This is a genomic window from Acinetobacter yuyunsongii, assembly GCF_041021915.1.
Classification (GTDB): Bacteria; Pseudomonadota; Gammaproteobacteria; order Pseudomonadales; family Moraxellaceae; genus Acinetobacter.
In genome coordinates this window covers 2,200,527-2,220,141 of sequence record NZ_CP157435.1, presented here as the reverse complement: position 1 = coordinate 2,220,141, position 19,615 = coordinate 2,200,527, and the positions used below count along the sequence as shown (strand labels likewise).

14 protein-coding genes and 6 tRNA genes are annotated in these 19,615 nt (G+C 38.8%); 12 read left to right on the top strand and 8 right to left on the bottom strand.

Features of this window, described 5'->3' with window-relative positions; genetic code table 11:
* Nucleotides 1-54: 54 nt before the first annotated feature.
* Nucleotides 55-5,082, top strand: a complete 5,028-nt coding sequence (locus ABLB98_RS10610; protein WP_348882274.1) for an Hpt domain-containing protein — start codon at nt 55-57, stop codon at nt 5,080-5,082.
* Between the two features lie 11 nt (nt 5,083-5,093).
* A complete protein-coding gene (locus ABLB98_RS10605) occupies nt 5,094-5,549 on the top strand; it encodes a hypothetical protein (RefSeq protein ID WP_004664651.1) in 456 nt (151 codons plus the stop codon).
* A 50-nt stretch (nt 5,550-5,599) separates the two neighbouring features.
* On the opposite strand, the gene dapE is transcribed toward ABLB98_RS10605, so the two are convergent.
* From dapE to ABLB98_RS10590, 3 genes are all read right to left on the bottom strand, one after another.
* On the bottom strand, nt 5,600-6,733 hold the full coding sequence (gene dapE, locus ABLB98_RS10600) for a succinyl-diaminopimelate desuccinylase (protein WP_348882273.1): 1,134 nt from the start codon (nt 6,731-6,733) through the stop codon (nt 5,600-5,602).
* 124 nt (nt 6,734-6,857) lie between these two features.
* A complete protein-coding gene (locus ABLB98_RS10595; RefSeq protein ID WP_017196706.1) occupies nt 6,858-7,001 on the bottom strand; it encodes an entericidin A/B family lipoprotein in 144 nt (47 codons plus the stop codon).
* A 100-nt stretch (nt 7,002-7,101) separates the two neighbouring features.
* On the bottom strand, nt 7,102-7,983 hold the full coding sequence (locus ABLB98_RS10590) for a DUF1853 family protein (RefSeq protein ID WP_348882272.1): 882 nt from the start codon (nt 7,981-7,983) through the stop codon (nt 7,102-7,104).
* A 100-nt stretch (nt 7,984-8,083) separates the two neighbouring features.
* Between ABLB98_RS10590 and ABLB98_RS10585 the strand changes: the two genes are divergently transcribed.
* The 9 genes from ABLB98_RS10585 (at nt 8,084) to ABLB98_RS10545 (ending at nt 10,759) form a co-directional block, all read left to right on the top strand.
* Nucleotides 8,084-8,449 carry a YbaN family protein gene (locus ABLB98_RS10585; protein WP_348882271.1) on the top strand — a complete coding sequence of 122 codons (366 nt, stop codon included), beginning with the start codon at nt 8,084-8,086 and terminating at the stop codon, nt 8,447-8,449.
* Between the two features lie 328 nt (nt 8,450-8,777).
* Nucleotides 8,778-9,284 carry a cell wall-recycling L,D-carboxypeptidase ElsL gene (gene elsL / locus ABLB98_RS10580; protein WP_005161998.1) on the top strand — a complete coding sequence of 169 codons (507 nt, stop codon included), beginning with the start codon at nt 8,778-8,780 and terminating at the stop codon, nt 9,282-9,284.
* 166 nt (nt 9,285-9,450) lie between these two features.
* Nucleotides 9,451-9,526 (top strand) — tRNA-Val (locus tag ABLB98_RS10575).
* A gap of 23 nt (nt 9,527-9,549) precedes the next feature.
* Nucleotides 9,550-9,626: transfer RNA gene (locus ABLB98_RS10570), tRNA-Asp, on the top strand.
* A gap of 45 nt (nt 9,627-9,671) precedes the next feature.
* A tRNA-Asp gene (locus ABLB98_RS10565) sits at nt 9,672-9,748 on the top strand.
* A 103-nt stretch (nt 9,749-9,851) separates the two neighbouring features.
* Nucleotides 9,852-9,927: transfer RNA gene (locus tag ABLB98_RS10560), tRNA-Val, on the top strand.
* Nucleotides 9,928-9,965: 38 nt separating this feature from the next.
* Nucleotides 9,966-10,042: transfer RNA gene (locus ABLB98_RS10555), tRNA-Asp, on the top strand.
* An 82-nt stretch (nt 10,043-10,124) separates the two neighbouring features.
* Nucleotides 10,125-10,200: transfer RNA gene (locus ABLB98_RS10550), tRNA-Val, on the top strand.
* An 88-nt stretch (nt 10,201-10,288) separates the two neighbouring features.
* A complete protein-coding gene (locus tag ABLB98_RS10545; RefSeq protein WP_005161994.1) occupies nt 10,289-10,759 on the top strand; it encodes a DUF2750 domain-containing protein in 471 nt (156 codons plus the stop codon).
* 31 nt (nt 10,760-10,790) lie between these two features.
* Here ABLB98_RS10545 and ABLB98_RS10540 read toward each other — a convergent pair whose 3' ends face one another.
* The 4 genes from ABLB98_RS10540 to yccS all read right to left on the bottom strand — a co-directional run bounded on the left by ABLB98_RS10540 (nt 10,791) and on the right by yccS (nt 17,234).
* Nucleotides 10,791-11,576 carry a YdcF family protein gene (locus ABLB98_RS10540; RefSeq protein WP_348882270.1) on the bottom strand — a complete coding sequence of 262 codons (786 nt, stop codon included), beginning with the start codon at nt 11,574-11,576 and terminating at the stop codon, nt 10,791-10,793.
* Between the two features lie 123 nt (nt 11,577-11,699).
* Nucleotides 11,700-14,237, bottom strand: coding sequence for a sulfite reductase flavoprotein subunit alpha (locus ABLB98_RS10535; RefSeq protein WP_348882269.1), 2,538 nt, complete (start codon nt 14,235-14,237; stop codon nt 11,700-11,702).
* Nucleotides 14,238-14,395: 158 nt separating this feature from the next.
* A complete protein-coding gene (locus ABLB98_RS10530; protein WP_005161985.1) occupies nt 14,396-14,980 on the bottom strand; it encodes a YcxB family protein in 585 nt (194 codons plus the stop codon).
* A 79-nt stretch (nt 14,981-15,059) separates the two neighbouring features.
* A complete protein-coding gene (gene yccS, locus ABLB98_RS10525) occupies nt 15,060-17,234 on the bottom strand; it encodes a YccS family putative transporter (RefSeq protein ID WP_348882268.1) in 2,175 nt (724 codons plus the stop codon).
* Nucleotides 17,235-17,376: 142 nt separating this feature from the next.
* On the opposite strand from yccS, the gene ABLB98_RS10520 reads away from it, so the two are divergent.
* Nucleotides 17,377-18,594, top strand: coding sequence for a multidrug effflux MFS transporter (locus ABLB98_RS10520; protein ID WP_348882267.1), 1,218 nt, complete (start codon nt 17,377-17,379; stop codon nt 18,592-18,594).
* Between the two features lie 21 nt (nt 18,595-18,615).
* On the opposite strand, the gene ABLB98_RS10515 is transcribed toward ABLB98_RS10520, so the two are convergent.
* A complete protein-coding gene (locus tag ABLB98_RS10515; protein ID WP_348882266.1) occupies nt 18,616-19,323 on the bottom strand; it encodes a nitroreductase in 708 nt (235 codons plus the stop codon).
* Nucleotides 19,324-19,615 lie beyond the last annotated feature (292 nt).

The window sequence follows — 19,615 nt, the reverse complement described above, 5'->3', positions numbered from 1 at the left end:
TAGATACACGTAATTTTTAGCCACAATTAGTGGATAAAAACGAAAGAAGCCGCTATGAAAGAAATATTAAAAACGTTAGTTGAAACGATGACGCTTCCTGAAGATAGTTATCTTGAGCAAGATGCAGAAATTCTTGAAATTTTTATTGAAGAATTAGATGAAATCTTTGTTGAATTAGAGCCATTAATCGGTCAATGGATTGAACAGCCAAATCAACAAGATGTGCTTACAGATATTCGCCGACATTTCCATACCTTAAAAGGTTCTGGAAGGATGGTTGGCGCCAAATCTTCAGGTGAATTGGCGTGGACGGTTGAAGATACTTTAAATCGAGTACTTGCAGGGACAGTGTTGTTGAATTCAGATATTCAACATTATGTAAAAGCGGTTTTTAATATCTACCGCTTTAAACTTGTACATGATTTTAAATTGGTTCAAAAACATCAGATAGATTTAAAACCTTTGGTTTTATTAGGTCAGCAACTACAGCAGCAACTTAGTATAGAACCAGCGCTAGCTGAGTTATTACAATTATCGAATATGCTGAATGATAACGCTGAAACTAGTCTCGAATTGATATCCGTAAATGTGGATACTGTCGTAGAAGAGAAGACTGTTGATGTCACAGATTCAGAATCTGTATTTATAGGTCATCCACTAGATGATGAAGCGTTAATCAAAGAGACATTATCGATTTTCTTGGAAGAAGCAGAAGATCATTTGACTACGATCGATCAATTTTTACTAAATGATCGTCCGACAAATGATAATTATAATACGCTAATTCGAGCGCTTCATACTCTACGTGGCAGTTCTGCTATGGCGCATGTTGAGCATGTGTTTGAAGCAAGTTCGAAAGTTGAAAATTTATTCAAAACATTATTGCAAGAAGAGCTTGATTCAAGTTCTGATGAAACGGCACTTTTGACACACTATGCACAGTTTGTTCGTGACTATTTGCACACGTTGAAACACCAAGGTTCGCAACAGAAATTTGAAGAAATTTATAATACTTTCAATGTTGCATGGGATAGTTACGATTTCCAATTAGAAGAAAAACAAGGCGAATCTTTACGTCCACAAGGTTTAGTTTCACAATTACTAGAATTGAATATCAATGATCTTCTTGACGTTGAGTTTGATTTTGAGAAGCGTGCACGTACTGAATTTCCTCAATATATTCAACTGTTAAGTCAGCAAACTGAAACTTTATTAGAACATACCCATCATCATGCGACGATTGGTATGTATCAATATACAAGTTTGTTACGTTCTAGTTATCAAGATCTGTTATTTAAGCCAAATTTATTGAATCTTGATTATGCTTTTGAGCTGTATTATCAGGTACATCAACAGTTCATTCAATTGTTTGATACCTTGGCTGCAGGGCAGCGTGTGACTTTGACAAAGGCACATGAACTTATATTAAATGAATTAAGTTCATTTACACAGCAAAATATTGAGTTCTTGGAAGCGCCTGTAACTGAGCAAAAAGCAGGTTTAGTTGAAGCACCGATTGCTGAATTTGAGCCGTCTAGTAATAAAGTTGATGTGAGTGATTTAGCTGCACAATTCGCTTTAGATAAACAAAGCTTGCAATCAAGTGATTCAAATCGTGACTTTGATCCAGACTTGTTAGATATCTTCCTTGAAGAAGCTGATGAGTTATTGGTTGGTATTGATGCTGATCTAAATACATGGACAGCTGATCAACAAAATGTAGGTGCATTGAAAAACTTGATGAGATATTTGCACACCTTAAAAGGTAGTTCAAATATGATTCAAGCAGGTCATATTGGTTTAATTGCACATGAATTGGAAACAATTTATGAGAAATTAATCAATCAGCAGTTACAACCGAACCCACAATTAATCGCAATCATTCGTGCAGTACAAGATGATATTGCAGATCGAATTCAAACTATTCGTGATAAACAAGTCGATTATCCAGCTACACATGCGTTGAATGTATTAGCAAACCAAGATTCAGCAAGTGCTGCATCAATGGTTATTCCTGTTGATGACGTTGAAGAATTGGATAGTTTGAATACAGCCACAGTGGAAAACACGGTTGATTCGACTGTTTTTGTAAATACTCTAAGAACTGAAACACATCATGCTGTTGATGTGGGTGATTTAGCTGCACAATTCGCTTTAGATAAACAAAGCTTGCAATCAAGTGATTCAAATCGTGACTTTGATCCAGACTTGTTAGATATCTTCCTTGAAGAAGCTGATGAGTTATTGGTTGGTATTGATGCTGATCTAAATACATGGACAGCCGATCAACAAAATGTAGGTGCATTGAAAAACTTGATGAGATATTTGCACACCTTAAAAGGTGGTTCAAATATGATTCAAGCAGGTCATATTGGTTTAATTGCACATGAATTGGAAACAATTTATGAGAAATTAATCAATCAGCAGTTACAACCGAACCCACAATTAATCGCAGTCATTCGTGCAGTACAAGATGATATTGCAGATCGAATTCAAACTATTCGTGATAAACAAGTCGATTATCCAGCTACACACGTACTTCAGTTGCTTCAGCAAGCAGATCAATCTATTGATTTTACTTCGTCATCACCTGTTACTTTTGAACCTGTAGCCGAAAATCATGTTGCCGCTGTGATCGAAACGGATGATCTCACGGACTTATCAATTGATGAATTCTCATTGGTCGAAGCTCAAGAAGTTCTAGAAGATACTTCAAATGCTGAAAGTGTTCGTGAAGTTGCCCTTGATGATGATGTTCGTTCTCTTGTTGAGCAAACATTCTTAGAAGAAGCAGAAGAACTACTTGAACAAGCCAAAGGTCTATTAAGACAATGGTTTGATCAACGTGGTAATCGTAGTTTGCTCTTACAGTTACAACGTAATGCCCACAGTTTAAAAGGTGGTGCACGTATGGCTGAGTTAGATGCAATTGCGATTGTTGCTTATCATCTCGAGAATGCATTTGAACAGTTTGGTGTACATCATTTCAATTCAAATGTTTACGATAATCTTCTCAATACAGCACTGGCTTGGTTGAGTGATGCGATTTTCAAACGTCAGTATGCAAACTTTGACGGCTTAAAGCAAAGTTTAGAGAATATGGAGTTTGTTGATGTTTCAGCACAACTTCCACAAAAGCTCTCAGCTAAAGATATTTTCACTCCAGAATATACAATGGAGTTTGTTCAAGGTGATGGTACAGAACCTCCATCAATGTTAGGTGAGTGGGAAACGACCGAACGTATTGAACAAAATAATGAGATGATTCGTGTCTCCGCTGACGTCATTGAGAAAATGATTGACTTGTCAGGTGAGAATGCGATTAACCGTTCGCGTATCGAAATGGACCTTGGTCAATTGGGCGGTACATTAACGGAGATGGAGCTTGCGATCAAACGTTTGGCAGATCAGTTACGCCGAATGGAAGGTGAGTTAGAAAGTCAAATTATCGCACGTCATGGTGGTGAGAACTCTCGCTATGCAGATTTTGACCCATTAGAGATGGACCAATATTCATCTTTAAATCAGTTGTCAAAATCTCTTGCAGAATCCGCATCGGACTTGGTTGACTTTAAGACCACACTTTCTGAGAAGATTCGTGATACGGAAGGTTTGTTATTACAACAATCTCGTATTCAAGCAGAAATTCAAGAAAGTTTGATGCGTACCCGATTGGTACCTTTCTCTCGATTATTACCACGTTTACAACGTATTGTTCGTCAAACAGCATCAACTTTAAACCGACCAACAGAATTAATTGTTAACAATACTGAGGGTGAATTAGACCGTAGTATTTTGGAAAAATTGGTTGCGCCATTTGAACATATGTTGCGTAACGCGATTGACCACGGTATTGAAGACAGAGAGCAACGTTTACAAGCGAAGAAACCAGAAACTGGACATATCGCTTTAGATATTGGTCGTCAGGGTACTGATATTGTTGTGACATTTAGTGACGATGGTAAAGGTATCGATGTGAATCGCATTAAAGATAAAGCGATTCAAACAGGTTTAATGACTAAAGAGCAGAAACTTGACCATGAAGAAATTCTGCAATTTATCTTCCATCCAGGTTTTAGTACGGCTGCACAAGTTACACAAATTTCTGGGCGTGGTGTTGGTCTAGATGTTGTTCAGAGCGATATTAAAGCGCTTGGCGGTCATGTGAGCGTTAACTCTGTTTTAGGTAAAGGAACAACATTTACCATTCGAGTACCGACCACAGTAGCTGTAAGTGATGCCTTGATGGTAAAAGCAGGCGATCAACAGTTTGCCTTCCCACTTGCACAAATTGACCGTATTGTTCGTATTTCACCTGCGGCATTAGAACAATACTTTGAAAGTAAAGACGATTATTTCAAGATCGATCAAGAAAGTTATCGTTTACGTTATTTATCTGAGTTTGTTGCTGGGCAGCCGATTCCTCGTTTAAATGGCGTTGTTCATTCATTGCCTGTATTGTTGGTTAAAGGTGCGCAGGGGCAAACAACAGCATTACTTGTTGATCAGTTAATTGGTTCTCGTGGACAAATTGTTGTAAAACCTATTGGACAACAGTTCTCAAGCATCGGGGTGATTGCTGGTGCGACGATTATGGGTGATGGTCAGGTATGTTTGATCTTAGATGGTCAAAATATTGCTCGACAAGCACAGTCTACAGCACGTAGTAAACAGGCTGATGAAACTTATACAAAACAGCGCTATGATGAACGTCGCTTGATTATGATCGTCGATGACTCGGTAACTGTACGTAAGGTAACTTCGCGCCTATTAGAGCGTCAAGGTTATGATGTTGTGACTGCGAAAGATGGTGTGGATGCGATTGAGCAGCTTGAAACCATTAAGCCAGACTTGATGTTACTTGATATTGAAATGCCGCGTATGGATGGTTTCGAAGTTACAAACCTTGTTCGACATCATGAATTACATCGCGATTTACCAATTATCATGATTACATCACGTACGGGTGAAAAGCATCGTGAACGTGCTTTATCACTTGGTGTAAATCAATATATGGGTAAACCATTCCAAGAAGAAACACTCTTGGAAAATATTGAAAGTTTACTAACAGTGCGCTCATGAGGTAAAAATTAATGGTAAAAAAAAGCGCAAACTCAGGTTTGGGGCAAATTGACCAACAAGAGTTACAACATTTAATTACGGTATCAACAGGGTTCATTGACGCTTATATTATTAAATGTCATGAAAAAGTTCCAATGCTGCTACCGCAGAATATCGTGTTATCAGCGATGGATACACAAACCAATATTGATCATGTTGAATGGCATGATCTCAAACTTCCTATTTATGCTGTAAATGATCCAGCAAATAAAAATGGGGTAGCGTTGGTGGTTGAAGGTGATGACGTTTCAGAACGATTTGCTTTGGTTTGTAATGAAATGCCTGAATCCATTCGTTTACGTATTTCTGAAATTGTAGATGAAGAAAAAGACATTGATGACAATAACGTATTTAAATATGTCAAGATTGGGGAAAAACAGTTTTATGTCCCTCATCTACAAAATATTCAAACCCAACTAGGGTTATAAATAAAAAAGGAACTCAAAAGAGTTCCTTTTTTATTGCCTAAACTTGTATGTTAAGCAAGTAATTCAACTAAAATTTGCTCATAAATCTCAGCAAGTGGCTCTAAATCATTGACATTTACATGTTCATTGATTTGGTGAATTGTTGCATTTAATACGCCTAATTCTAGAACTTGAGCGCCTGTAGGTGCAATAAAGCGGCCATCTGAAGTTCCTCCACTTGTCGATAGAACAGTTTCAACACCAGTCACATTTTTGATCGCTGTTTTTGCAGCATTCACTAATTCACCAACAGGGGTGAGGAAAGGTAAACCTGATAGTGTCCACTGAATATCGTAAGTTAAATTATATTTATCCAAAGTCTCAAGTACGCGTTGTTTGAGAATTTCAGCTGTCACTTCAGTTGAGTAGCGAAAATTAAAAGTAACTTTTAGTGTGCCTGGGATTACGTTGGTTGCACCTGTTCCAGCTTGTATATTTGAAATTTGGAAAGAGGTCGCAGGGAAATATTCATTGCCATTATCCCAAACAGTATCGCACAGTTCAGTTAAAGCCTTAGATGCTAAATGAATAGGATTTTCTGCTAAATGAGGATAGGCCACATGTCCTTGTTTGCCATGAACAGTCAAAATCGCATTCAAAGAGCCACGACGACCATTTTTGACGATATCGCCTAATTGATGTGTGCTCGATGGCTCGCCTACCAAGCACCAGTTCATTTTTTCGTTACGTGCTTCTAAAGTTTCAATGACCTTCACTGTCCCGTTGATTGAAGGACCTTCTTCATCAGATGTAATCAAAAATGCAATAGAACCTTTATGGTTCGGATGCTTCGTCACAAAACGTTCAGATGCAACCACCATTGCAGCCAGTGCTGTTTTCATATCTGCTGAACCACGACCATATAATTTACCGTCGCGAATACTTGGTAAAAATGGATCTGAATTCCAAGCATCTAAATGGCCTGTAGGAACGACATCTGTATGACCTGCAAAACAAAAAACAGGTGCTGTAGTGCCTCTGCGTGCCCATAAGTTATCAACATCTTCAAAACGCATGTTTTCGATATTAAAGCCAATTTTTGCTAAACGCTCGGCCATAATATTTTGACAATCATGGTCAACAGGGGTGACAGAAGGTTGGCGTAGGAGTTGTAAACTAAGTTCAAGAGTGTCGGAATGGTTCATGCGAGATGTGGTTAAATCTGGTGAAATCTGAACCGATATAATAGGGGAATATGATAGAGAAAGGTATGCAAAAATAAACCTTATCTATGTTTAGATAAGGTTTTGCGAAGGGTGTTCACTAAAATTACATTTTATCCTGAGTTTTTTCAGCAGTTTGAGTAACTTTGTCACCCGCTTTAGATACATCCTGCCCAAAACCCTTAAATGTATTACAACCAGTTAAAACAAAAGCAGTCATGATTGAAGCAACTAAGATTTTTTTCATCATCTTCTCCGTTTAAATGTAATTATGATGTTCTTAGAGGCTAAGAAAAAAAGCAGAAAATAAACATAATGATTTGATAGTAGAAGTGTTATAAAATGTTACTTTATAAAAAATAATCTGATGAAGAAGATCTAATGAATAATAAAGACGGTTGGCGAAACATATAAAATGAGGGGCTAGGTGTTTCATGATAATAAAGACCATTTGTCCACCATGTTGCATTTTTTGAGGATGGTTGCTGATTAGGACATAACCATTCATGACGTTGTAATCGATAGTAATCTGTTGTGGGAATATTAGTTCCCCATAATCCCAAACGTCGGGATGAGTTGACCCAGTTGGGGAGTGCAAACTGATTCAAATCAGTCGGTAAATATAATTGCCCTTTCATAATCGCAAATCTTCGTTGAATCTGATGATGATTTGCATCCGCAAACTGAAATTGACGTTGAGTGAAATGCTTCAATTTTCTTTGTAATGTGTCTTCTCGATTTAGCCCATACCATTGCGCTAAGTCTAAGTTACTTTCACCTAGGTAATACTTTAGCGCAACTTCCCAGTGTTCAATTTCTTGCGTGTCTTTATTTAAAATGACGAAATCTAGTTCACCTAGCGTAACCGATCCTACAATTTTTTGAATGCTATGGCCTAAAAGTTGATAGGGATGATACTTATCATCTAATAACCAAAACCAAAGTAAGTTCTCGAATCGTAGCCCAAGGCGAGTACTTTTGAGTTGAGCAAGAAAATCAATGAGGGCTTGTGGATGTTGATCAAGTTGTTTTAAGCGTTCTTCATAGCGTTGATAATGAGTTTGCCAGCTTTGATCCGAATGGAGCTCAAAAGTATGCTTTATCTCTAAATCTGGCGGGATTCGAGCTAGAATATTTGGACTCGCGATGCAAAAAGCCAAGTGACGTACTATAGGATTCTTAAACTGCAACCAAGGTTCAAAAAAAAGGGTCGTACTCATTAGGCTCGACATGCTGTTACTCAATCATGGAAATAATAAGTTAAGTTTAAGAAAGAGCAATAAAAACAATTTATACTACCATGGTTGTAAACATGTGTTGGTTAATTACTCAATGAAAACATTGTTCTGGCGTAGTTTAGTTGTGATTTTTATTATTTTAGGAATCATTGGAGCAATTTTACCAGGCATGCCAACCACTGTGTTTTTAATCCTTGCAGCATGGGCTGCATCGAAAGGATGGCCTGAAATGGATGCTTGGCTCTTAAATCATCCTAAATACGGACCCACCTTACGCGATTGGCGTGAACATGGGACAGTACCGCGTAAAGCAAAATGGATTGCAAGTATCATGATGCTAATGAGTGGTATTTTAATGCCGTTTACCAACGCACCATTCCTTGTCAAAATTTTTACAGATCTCACTATGTTTATTGTTGCTGTGTGGTTGTGGTTAAGACCCGAGCCTGAGCGAGGATAAACAAAGCAACGCTTTGTCCGAGCGCAAGACGAGCAGCTATGCCGCGAGTGACGAGGATAAACAAACTTAAAGCTTTTCCTTAATGGCAAGACCTCGCACCAAATATGACCCATATGCCGTGAGTTACGTTGTTAAGAAAAGCAATCCTTAGCGCTGAGAATTGATTAAAACACTACTTTTGCTGATCTAAAACAGCATGTTTGATCTTACTATGCTGTTTTGTTTTTTATATTTAAAATCAATCAACAATCAAAACTACCGAAAAATACAAGAAAAAGCTTTGGGTGTATGTTGAAATATCTGTGTTCTATCATCTGTTGAGATAAAAATGACTTATACCCTTGATCAGGCAGACATCGTCATAGATTTAGCACAACAAATTCTACATTTGCCAAAGCACAATAAATTTTATGTGATCTCTTCTGGCAAGAATGGTATTGGTGAGCAAGAGAATAGCGGTAAGACGCCAAGAGGTTGGCATCAAGTCGCACAAAAGATTGGTGCAGACCTAAAGAAAAATACGGTCTTTATTGCACGTCAGCCGACAGGGGAAGTGTATAACCAACAACTCGCACAACAATTTCCACAAAGAGATTGGATTTTGTCACGAATTTTATGGTTGGATGGTTTAGAAGATGGATTCAATCATGGAAATGGTTGCGATACATTTAAACGATATATCTATATTCATGGCACGCCTGATACAGAACCGATGGGCATTCCGATGTCACATGGCTGTATTCGAATGAAGAATGATGAGATTATTGAGTTATTTGAGCTGATTTCTGAGCAGGCGCTGGTTTATATTTCAGAACATACTTTAGAAAATGAATGATGAAAATATGAATAAGTGCTTAAATAAAATACGAAAATCTTGATTTTTTCAATGAATTACTTATTTTTTAATCATTCGTACGCTTTTTTCAGAAAAGAATGGCAAAAGCGTTTGACAGGCTGTAAAGATTCTCTATAATGCACCTCACAAACGATGAAGACGTTAAGGGCGCTTAGCTCAGTTGGTAGAGCGTCTGCCTTACAAGCAGAATGTCGGCGGTTCGATCCCGTCAGCGCCCACCAAGCCTTTACGTTAAAACTCAAGTGCAGCGGTAGTTCAGTTGGTTAGAATATCGGCCTGTCACGCCGAGGGTCGCGGGTTCGAGCCCCGTCCGCTGCGCCACTTAAGTTTTAATATCGTTTTACCCTATAATTGCAAGATTATTGTGCAGCGGTAGTTCAGTTGGTTAGAATATCGGCCTGTCACGCCGAGGGTCGCGGGTTCGAGCCCCGTCCGCTGCGCCACTTTAAGATTGCAAGAATAGATAGAGTTAAGTAAATTAGAGTTTATATTCTTTGATACTTAAACAATATTTAGAGCATTGCTTTAAATTTGTTACCTCGCTCAGGGCGCTTAGCTCAGTTGGTAGAGCGTCTGCCTTACAAGCAGAATGTCGGCGGTTCGATCCCGTCAGCGCCCACCATAATTAGTGACATATACTTCTTAATAGAAGTAAGCAGTGCAGCGGTAGTTCAGTTGGTTAGAATATCGGCCTGTCACGCCGAGGGTCGCGGGTTCGAGCCCCGTCCGCTGCGCCATTCTCTTAATACCTTTTTTGAGAATGTTTGTTTTAACAAGTATACTTATACTTGATCTCTGATACGAGTTTACTCTCGCTCAGGGCGCTTAGCTCAGTTGGTAGAGCGTCTGCCTTACAAGCAGAATGTCGGCGGTTCGATCCCGTCAGCGCCCACCATAATATCTCTTCTAGTTCAAATCCTTGTAATTTATATAGAATTGTTTTATTATTAGCGTCAATAATGATTCTAATATTGAACTATTTTATGAAAAATCCATATCAACGCAAGGCTGCGTCGAAATCACAAACAACAAATTCTAGTTCCTCACCAAAAGATATTTATCGTCAATTTATTCAAAATATTATTATACAAAGGCAAGTTATTGCGCTTTATCATGATGGGTGGGCCTTATGTTCAACCCCATCTGGTCAACACGCATTATCGATTTGGCAAAATAAAGGTTTGGCAAAATTATTGATTAAAGATAATTGGGCTAAATACGAGATTCAGGAAGTATCACTGTGGGTTTTCATTGAAAAGATGATTCCTTTTTTAAAAGAAAATAATACGATTCTATCTTTAGACCTTACCCCAGAGGGTAACAATCTATTGGTTTCACCTGATACTTTTTTATTGGATGTAAAAAATTTCCTTTACCAAATTTATTTACAACGACCAGATGTATTTGCTGAGTTAAAGTTACCTTTGCCTAGAGATATTCGTCTACACAATTAAATGAGATAAATTGATTGGGGGGCAACCCCAATCAATATTCATTCAGAAGCCAACCGCTGGCATAAGCAAAGTATTCTCTCAACCATGCATTATAGCGTGTGGTCACTGGTGTCGTTGCGCCAAGCATAATGATATTACGATAGCCTTGTTTCTTTGCAATGGCGGCGGCGCGTAATGTGTGGAAATCGCTGGTTACAATAGCGATCGGTTGATGGATGTCAATCTGTTGTGTCTGTAATAAGTGTTGGCTATTTCTAAGATTCAGCTCCGTACTCGTGCTTTTATCTTCCAAGATGATCTGTGAGGCAGGAATATGATAGTGCTGCTGTACATAACGTGACATGACAATCGCTTCACTATCAGTTTCACCAAAATCAATACCACCTGTCATGACTAATTTGGCATGAGGTTGTGCTAAAGCTACAGGGGCAGCACGGTCTAAGCGTTTCGCCAATGTGGCAGAAGGTTGTCCATTTTCAACGCCACTGCCTAACACAATAATGGCTTTAACCGTAGGGATATTTTGAGTTTTGGTATTATTGTCTGAAATGTAATTAAAGAAATAGCCTAAGCTAACGACCCAAATCCAAAAGCACAACCAGCCGAAGCGCCAAATTGAATGTAGACGAAAATGATAGAAGAAGAAACGTTCGATATGATAATAGAAATAAGCATAGAGGCAAAAAAATAGCCCAAGTAGTAGCGGTAGTACTGTTCCAATATGAATCTTTTTAAAGGCGATTAGAATAGCGCCATCTAAGAACAGAACTGAACCGATAAGGGCTAAAACAAGACGAACCCATGAACTTATTTGCATAATCTTAATTGTAGTCAATTTGAATCGTGCTCAGTGTATGCAAAATTCTAAGAAAGGCAAATTCTCTTATGTTTCGATGAAAAAAACGAGTGGCTGGCACTCGTTTTTAGATATCAAAAGGGTTTAATAAACGTCTCGACGATAACGTCCAGCTTGTCTTAATTCATCTAGTTTTTCTTCGCTGAGAATATCTGTCAAAGCTTGATCGACTCCTGAAGCCATGCCTTCGATGCTGCCGCAGACATAAATCACCGCACCTTGATCAATCCATGTGATCAGTTCATCAGCATTGCTTCGCAAAATATCTTGTACATAGATGCGTTGTTCTTGATCACGAGAGAAGGCGAGGTCCAAACGTTGCAAGCTTCCCATATTCAACCACGCTTGAATGGTTTCTTGATAAAAGAAATCATGTTCGCGTTGACGTTCACCGAAGATCAGCCAATTGGCTGTATAGTTTTGTCGATTACGTTGCTGTAATAAACTCATCAAGCCTGCAATGCCTGTGCCATTACCAATACAGATAATTGGACGGTTATCGTCAATCAGATGGAAGGACTCATTGGTCCGAATACGCAGGGCAATGCTATGTTGCAATGGTGAAGATTCAGTGAGCCAACCTGAGCCAAGACCAAGTTGATTCTGTTCATCACGTTTTTGACGAACCACCAGTCTTAGGCGTTGTTGCGAAGGAATACTGGCAATCGAATATTCACGTGTAGGTAGGGTGGGTAGTTGTTCGAGTAAATTTTCAAGTGTACTAAATGGCTGAATCTCAACTCGTAGGTTTCTATTCCACAGGAGCTGTTCAATCTCTTGGTTCAATGATTCAACGACACTGTGTGTTGGAATCTGATACTTGATTAAGAAATCCTGAATGTCGGTTAAGCAATTGGCAGGCTGAATTTCTGCAATATCGCCAGCATGCCAAGTTATATCAGAAGCGGAACGAAGTTCAATATTATAGGCTGCCTGTCCTAAGCTATTAGGGTTGAGCAATGTGCGATCAGAGAGAGTCCACTGGTCAAACACTTTCTCTATATTCATGGCATGTAGTTCATGCTTAGTCACCACCGAAAGCGCTTGATTCCAGCGTTGAATATCATTGCTATTGGCATTATCTACTTCGATCAAGTCAAATAATGGTTGTGCCTTGCATTGTTTTAACCATGCATCAACGGCATAACCAAAGCTGCAATAGCTGTCAGGATATTCTCTTGATCCTAGTGCAAGCACTGCGTATTGCATATGAGCTAACTCTAGCTTTTGTTGCATCAGTTTTTTGCTAAAACTTGTTGCAAGATCAGGTGCTTCACCTGTGCCATATGTGCTGATTACAAATAAAACCTGTGATGCTTGTTGTAGGTCTTGTTCAGTCAGTTGCTGAACCGGTTTAACCGTCGTTGGTTGTTGCGCTTCCTGCAAGGTGGTCGCAGTACGCCATGCTAGTTGTTCAGCTACACCTGTTTGCGTCGCATAAGTGATCAGCCAAGGCTTGGCATTTGGATCAACCTGCTGTGCGTTGAGTGATTGACGTGCCGCTTGGGTCAGCTTTTTCTGCTTGCGACGTTTTAGATACAACATCCAACCCGTTACAAAGAACAGAGGCATGGCCAATGATGCCAGCATGGCAATAAATTGATAAGTCGAACCAAAGAAGCTGCCGCGATGCACAGGCAGCATGCTGCTCATGATTTTTTCATTGAGCTTCTTGTCTTCATACAGTTCAAATTTTTCAAATTTATTGTCTTGATAGTTATAAATCGCTTGGTTACGTGCACGTTCATGTTGAGGAATGGCATCGACAAAAGAGAGTTCAACTTTAGCATCCGCATTTTTGGGAATATTCAGGGTTAAACTTGAGTATTCACGACCAATCTGGGCATTTACCCCAGTCCATGTTTGCGTCAAGATAGTATTAAGCTGTGCGTTTGTCAGCTTAGGTTGTTTATCTTTGCCATGTTCATTATTTTGTTGATTACGTTGTGGCTGTTCAACGCCCATGACCTTGAACATACCTGCACGCCACCAGTCATAAGACCAATATAAGCCGGTGCAAGCAAACAGTAGATAAAACACAACGACCCAAGTTCCCACCACTGCATGTAGGTCCCAAATAAAATTACGACCTTTTAGTTTTGGCTTAATAAACAGCCATTGTTTAATGCTATGTTTCTTTGGAAAGCGTAGATAGATGCCACTCAATACAAAGAAAATCAGCATCAGCGTAGAAGCACCTGTGATTTGCGCTCCAAATTCCCCAGCGGTTAAATTACGATGTAAACGCTGAATAAATTGTAAGGTGTCACGACCTTTAATGTCAGGTAAGACTTCGGCTGTATATGGATTGACCATCATGTTATAACCACGACGCGCACCTTCTTTTTTAATATTGACGGTAGAAGATGCTGTTGGGTCGGCAGCAATAGTAATGCTGTTAATTTCAATTTCGGGTTGTTGCTGATTGAAATGTTGGTATAACTGGGCAGGGCTAAGTTTTGGTGTTTGAGCAGCCTCAACGACATAGCTATCTTGGTTGAGCCATTTTAAAATTTGCTGTTCATAAGAATAAATTGCACCGGTTACTCCCATTAAAGAAAGTATAAGCCCTGCAGTAATCCCTAAAAACCAATGGATTTGGAAGAAGACTTTTTTAGACATGGTCAAAAATGAAAAGATAATGAAATTTATGTCAAAAATTATAACTCAAGAATACGAACATAATATGGATTTTGTAGGTAATATTGATTTTGATTCTCATTTGTTTTTATAGGGTTGAAAAAACCTCTCATTTCGAGAGGTTTTTAGAATCATAGGCGTTAAATTGATTTTGGTGCGCCTACAACTTCATTTAAATGTTTACGTACCGTGTTAAAAGGGAAATTCTTAGAATCCATACGCTTAGGTAGGATGTAAGCACCTTGTTGTTGTTCGCCTTTTGGTGTTTTTACTTTGAAATTGACTAAAATAAATTCTGGAGAGTTGTACCATTCGTAAATGTCTTTCCAGCCAATGGTCGCAGTACCTTCTTGTAATCCAACTTTCTGGCGCATCACGATACCATGGGGTTGTACGCCTAAACGAAGACCTTTAATCTCTTGAACTGGAAACTCTGTCATTTTGCGTTTAACGTACCACTCAAGACCAAATTTTTTCACAAGATAAAAAAGGATCACAGCAATGATCACAACCCAACACAATACAGTTGAGTAGGTTGAATAATACTTAATCAGTCCTGCTGAAACCAATGAAAGCACCACAAGTGCAATCATAATCATCCATGCTTTTTTACTGAATTTATTGGTACTACGCCAAATCATCAGTTGAGCTTGACGTTGTTCAGCTTCAGAGACTTCGTAAGGAACAGGTTGTAGCGTATAAGCGTATAGCGTTTTGGCGGTCATAGTTTAAAAAATGAGTTTAGAACTAAGTTAAGTTTAACACCAATTGGCATTCAAAGATATTATGCCAATGGCGGATAAATTAAAGAGAAGCAAACTCAGTGCCATCTTCGTTCGGTTCGTGACTGAGACTTTGTTTGAGCATACTTAAACGGGTTAATATGCTAAGCATAAGTGAAAGCTGCTGTAAAATAATCAGAGATTTTTGATTGTTTTCATCATTGCGATTTAAATGCTCTCGTATGGTTTGCATCATATTTTGTGCAGATAAATCAGGGACTTCATCTCTAAGCAGAGCACCTTGAATATCATCTAATGCTTGATCCAGCAGGGCTAGAACCTCTTGATCTTGAATTTTTTCGCGATGAGCTCCAAGTGCAGCGATATAACTTAAAAAAGTATGACTTAAGCATAGAAACTCAAAAGCCAAAGTTTTCTGAGTAGATTCAATATTGGGTTCTGTGGCAAGCGTGGAAATAAGAGAAGCAACTTCTGCATCAGTATTGTGTGCAGCGCGCCGAACTACACGATAATTTAATGCATTATTACGACCTTGGTGATATTGCTCAATTACTTCTGCTAAGTAGGTACATTGGGCTTGTAAAGAACGTTGGATCGAGCGAGGTAGCCTGCGGAATTTCCAATCTGGCCAAATGAAACTGACCCCAAACCACGCCAAGGCACAGCCGATCAAGGTATCAATAAAGCGTGGGAAACCTGCCGCAAATGCAGAACCATCTAGATTAAAGTTAATTAAAGCGAGGATCGTAATAAAAGCTGTTGCTTGAGCATACTGTTTACTTCGAAGTTCTAAAAATAATACGCCACTAAGTACTAACATCACCAGTTGCCCTTCAACCGAAGGAATAAAATAGATGATGGTTAGCCCCACGATAATACCGATTAGGGTTCCAATAATTCGCAAATATAAGCGGCGTTTGGTAGCATTAAAGTTAGGTTGGCAAACAAACAATGCTGTGAGCAAAATCCAGTAACCGTAAGCAATATGGGTTACTTGAATAAAGACATAACCAATAAACAGCACGATTGAAAGTCTAACCGCATGGCGAAATAACACAGACTCAGGGGTTAAATGTTGTTTAACACGGACTAGAATATCATTCCAACCTTTTAAATCATCATCTTTTAGTTGATTTTCTGCTTGTTGTGCATTGATTAATTTCAGATTTCTTTCCGTTTCTAAATTCTGTAATTGTGCATCAATCGATTTAAGATTTTGATAGAGTGCAAATAATGCATTGATGCGAACTTGATCGTAAAGTCCATCTTCTCTTAATTTGTCTAAGGAAACTCTTAAATTTTCAAAGCTGTGTTTAAAGCGTTTGTTATGCACATAAGGGGTACGGCTTAAAATTGATTGGGCTAAATCCTGACAGGCTTTACCTTGAATCGTGAGAATGCGTTGAAAACGAAATAAGATATCACTGTGTTGAAATACTTTCGCTAGCTTTTGATAATCAATATGTGCGGAGTCTGCACGTTCATGAATATCTTGTGCAACGAAATAGTATTGTAGACTGCGACGTGTATCTTTCTGACCGCGGTCACCTTTTAAGCGGGTTAACAGTGACATTCGCATATCATTAAAAATCGCCACCAATTTGCCATTTTCTAATGCAATATCAATCATACTTTGTTGATAACTGGATGGAGTCATGTCCACATCAAATAAGTTTGATTTAGCAAATAAAAAACTACCTAAAGCATTATAGGATGCATAAAGTTGGTCTTGTACTTTTCGTACAGGGAACAGTAAGAAACTGATTGTTGAAAGTAATCCATACCAAGCGGCTCCCAAAACTAAGAATGCTGGTTGTAAATACCATTGTTCAAATAAGTGTACACCGAGCATGGTATAGACAGAAATCACTAAACATCCGTAAGCGATGGTCGCATAACGCCGCCCCAAAGAGCCTAATAAAATCCATCCAATACAGGAAACAATTAATCCAACTGCAAAAATAATTGGGTAGGGGAATAACAATTGAACCGATGCAGCTGTGATAAAAAATCCAATATAGGTATAAATCTGATTCTGAATACGGACAGAAAAGCGATCATCAATATCACTAATTGCTGCCGCAACAACGCCTAAAGTCAGTGGAATCGTCGCAAGTTGAAAATTTAAAAGATAAGGAACGAATGCTGTTCCTGCGAAAGCAATCAGCATGCGCACGTTATACATTAACGTGGTGTTATAGGTGGTTTGTTTTAAACGTGCGAGCCAAGGATTCAATGGTTGTCCTTTTATATTCGGCAATCAATTTATGATCATGCCTGTTAACATTTTTCAGGTATCAGCAGACTCTAATATTATGCACAAATATGGTGAGGATGCTAAGCTTAGAAAAATAAATAAACTTGAAAAGTAGAGGATTATGCAGGTAAAACAATCGAATCAGCGTCAGTATTCAACAGCATGGATTTTGTTACTTGCTTTGTTGACAGCACTCGGTCCATTGTCAATTGATATGTATTTACCCGCATTGCCCCAAATGGCAAATGAGTTTGGGGTAAGTACCCAAATGATTGCAAATACATTACCTGCTTACTTTTTGGGTTTAGCCATAGGTCAATTAATTTATGGACCTGTGAGTGATCGTATTGGGCGCAAGCCTCCCTTATATTTTGGGCTTAGCCTTTATGTGATTGCAAGTTTGGCTTGTGCGTTTACGACAAATGAATGGGCTTTGATTGCTGCACGAATTTTTCAGGCTTTAGGTGGTTGTGTTGGTGTTGTGATTGCGAGAGCAGCTATACGTGATCGCTTAGACATGCAAGGTTCAGCTCAAGCCTTTTCAAGCATGATGATCGTAATGGGGCTTGCGCCTGTTCTAGCCCCGATGTTTGGTGCATGGATTCTGACTTTTTTCCCATGGCAGGCTATTTTTCTGACGCTAGCAATGATTGGTGTGATCTGCTGGTTGTGTATACATTTCTTCTTTAAAGAATCATTAGCTATTGAACGCCGTTTAAAATTATCAACTTATCAAGTCACTACACTTTATGCTGCAATTCTAAAAGATGACAGCTTCAGAGTGCCAATGTTTGCAGGTTGTTTAACTGGCGCAGCATTATTTTGTTATATCAGTTCTGCTTCAGCCGTTTTTATGGGGCAGTACGGACTGTCTCAGCAACAGTTTTCTTATGCATTTGCATTTAATGCAGCTGGGATTATGTTGATGTCCTCAATCAATAAGCACTTAAATACTCGAATGGGTATTTTTCAGCGGTTACGATTGGGTGGGTCGATTCAATGCTTTGGAGCAGTTGTTGTCATCAGTGCGGGGCTGATGGCGAATGCACCATTGTGGTTATTAATGTCTGGTCTTTTTTTAGTTGTGTCTGGTATTGGATTAACTGGTCCTAATGCAATGGCTTTGGCGATGTCTAAGCAGGGTGCGCGTGCTGGGACTGCGAGTGCGATTATGGGAAGTATGCAGTTTGCATGTGGTTTGTTAGGTGGTGTGATTTTAAATTTCTTGTTATGGAAAGCGAGCCTCAATATGGGCATTATGATGTTAATGTTTACTAGCGCAGGTTTGTTTGCAATTTTAAAAGTTGGAAAACAGCTACAAAACAGTACCTCTGCATAGAGATACTGTTATTTAAACAATTTACTGGTCTAAAAATACTGTAAAGTTTTCAACGGGTTCTCGGGGAGTAATGAAGGTATTTACGATATGATCAGGATCAGCATAACCTAAGGCAACAGTACATACTAATTCTTCATCTTCTGGGGCATCTAATACCTCTAAAACGATGGGATGAAAATGATTCCATGCGGCTTGTGGGCACGAATCTAAGCCACGTGCTTTTGCGGCAATCATTACATTTTGGATCATCATGGAAATATCCATTTTTGAACCAATTCCCATTGCTTTATTGACTGTAAAATAAAGTGCGACAGGCGCATCAAACAATTGATAGTTACGCAATTGTTGCGCCGCCATTTTTTCTTTTTCGCCTTTTTGAATACCTAGCAAACCATACAGTCCCCAACCATTTTCACGACGACGATCAATAAATGGTGAAATCCATGTTTCAGGGTAGTAGGCGAAAGTTTCTTGATATTGTTCAGCGAGTTCTGGTTGTTGAAAAAGTGCTTGTTGAGCAGCACAAACTCGCTCAATCATCTCGGCGCGTTTTTGGCCTGTCACCACATAAACTTTCCATGGTTGAGTGTTTGTACCTGATGGCGCACGAGCGGCAACATTTAAAATATCCTTGATTGTCTCTGTTGCAACAGGTGTATCTAAAAATGCACGTACAGAATGACGGGCTGTAATCGCATCATCCACATAACGGATTTGTTCCATGTTCATCTTAAGGTTCCTAAGCTTATGGCTCTTTCTCATGTAATGAGACTATAAAGTAATAAGATAGATTTGAGGATGGGTTTTTAGTCGTAGATTGAGATTTGAATAAAAAATAGTCGAGTAAAGATTAACGAGATGAGATTATCCATAAAATTTTTTAATTTGTTATCTTTATGTGAAAAATAAATGTATTTGTAACACAATGAAATAGAAATAGTATTTATTGATACACGCTGAAATCGTTATGATGATTGGAATAAAAAAATACACACAATAATCTAAATTTATGCATAATACG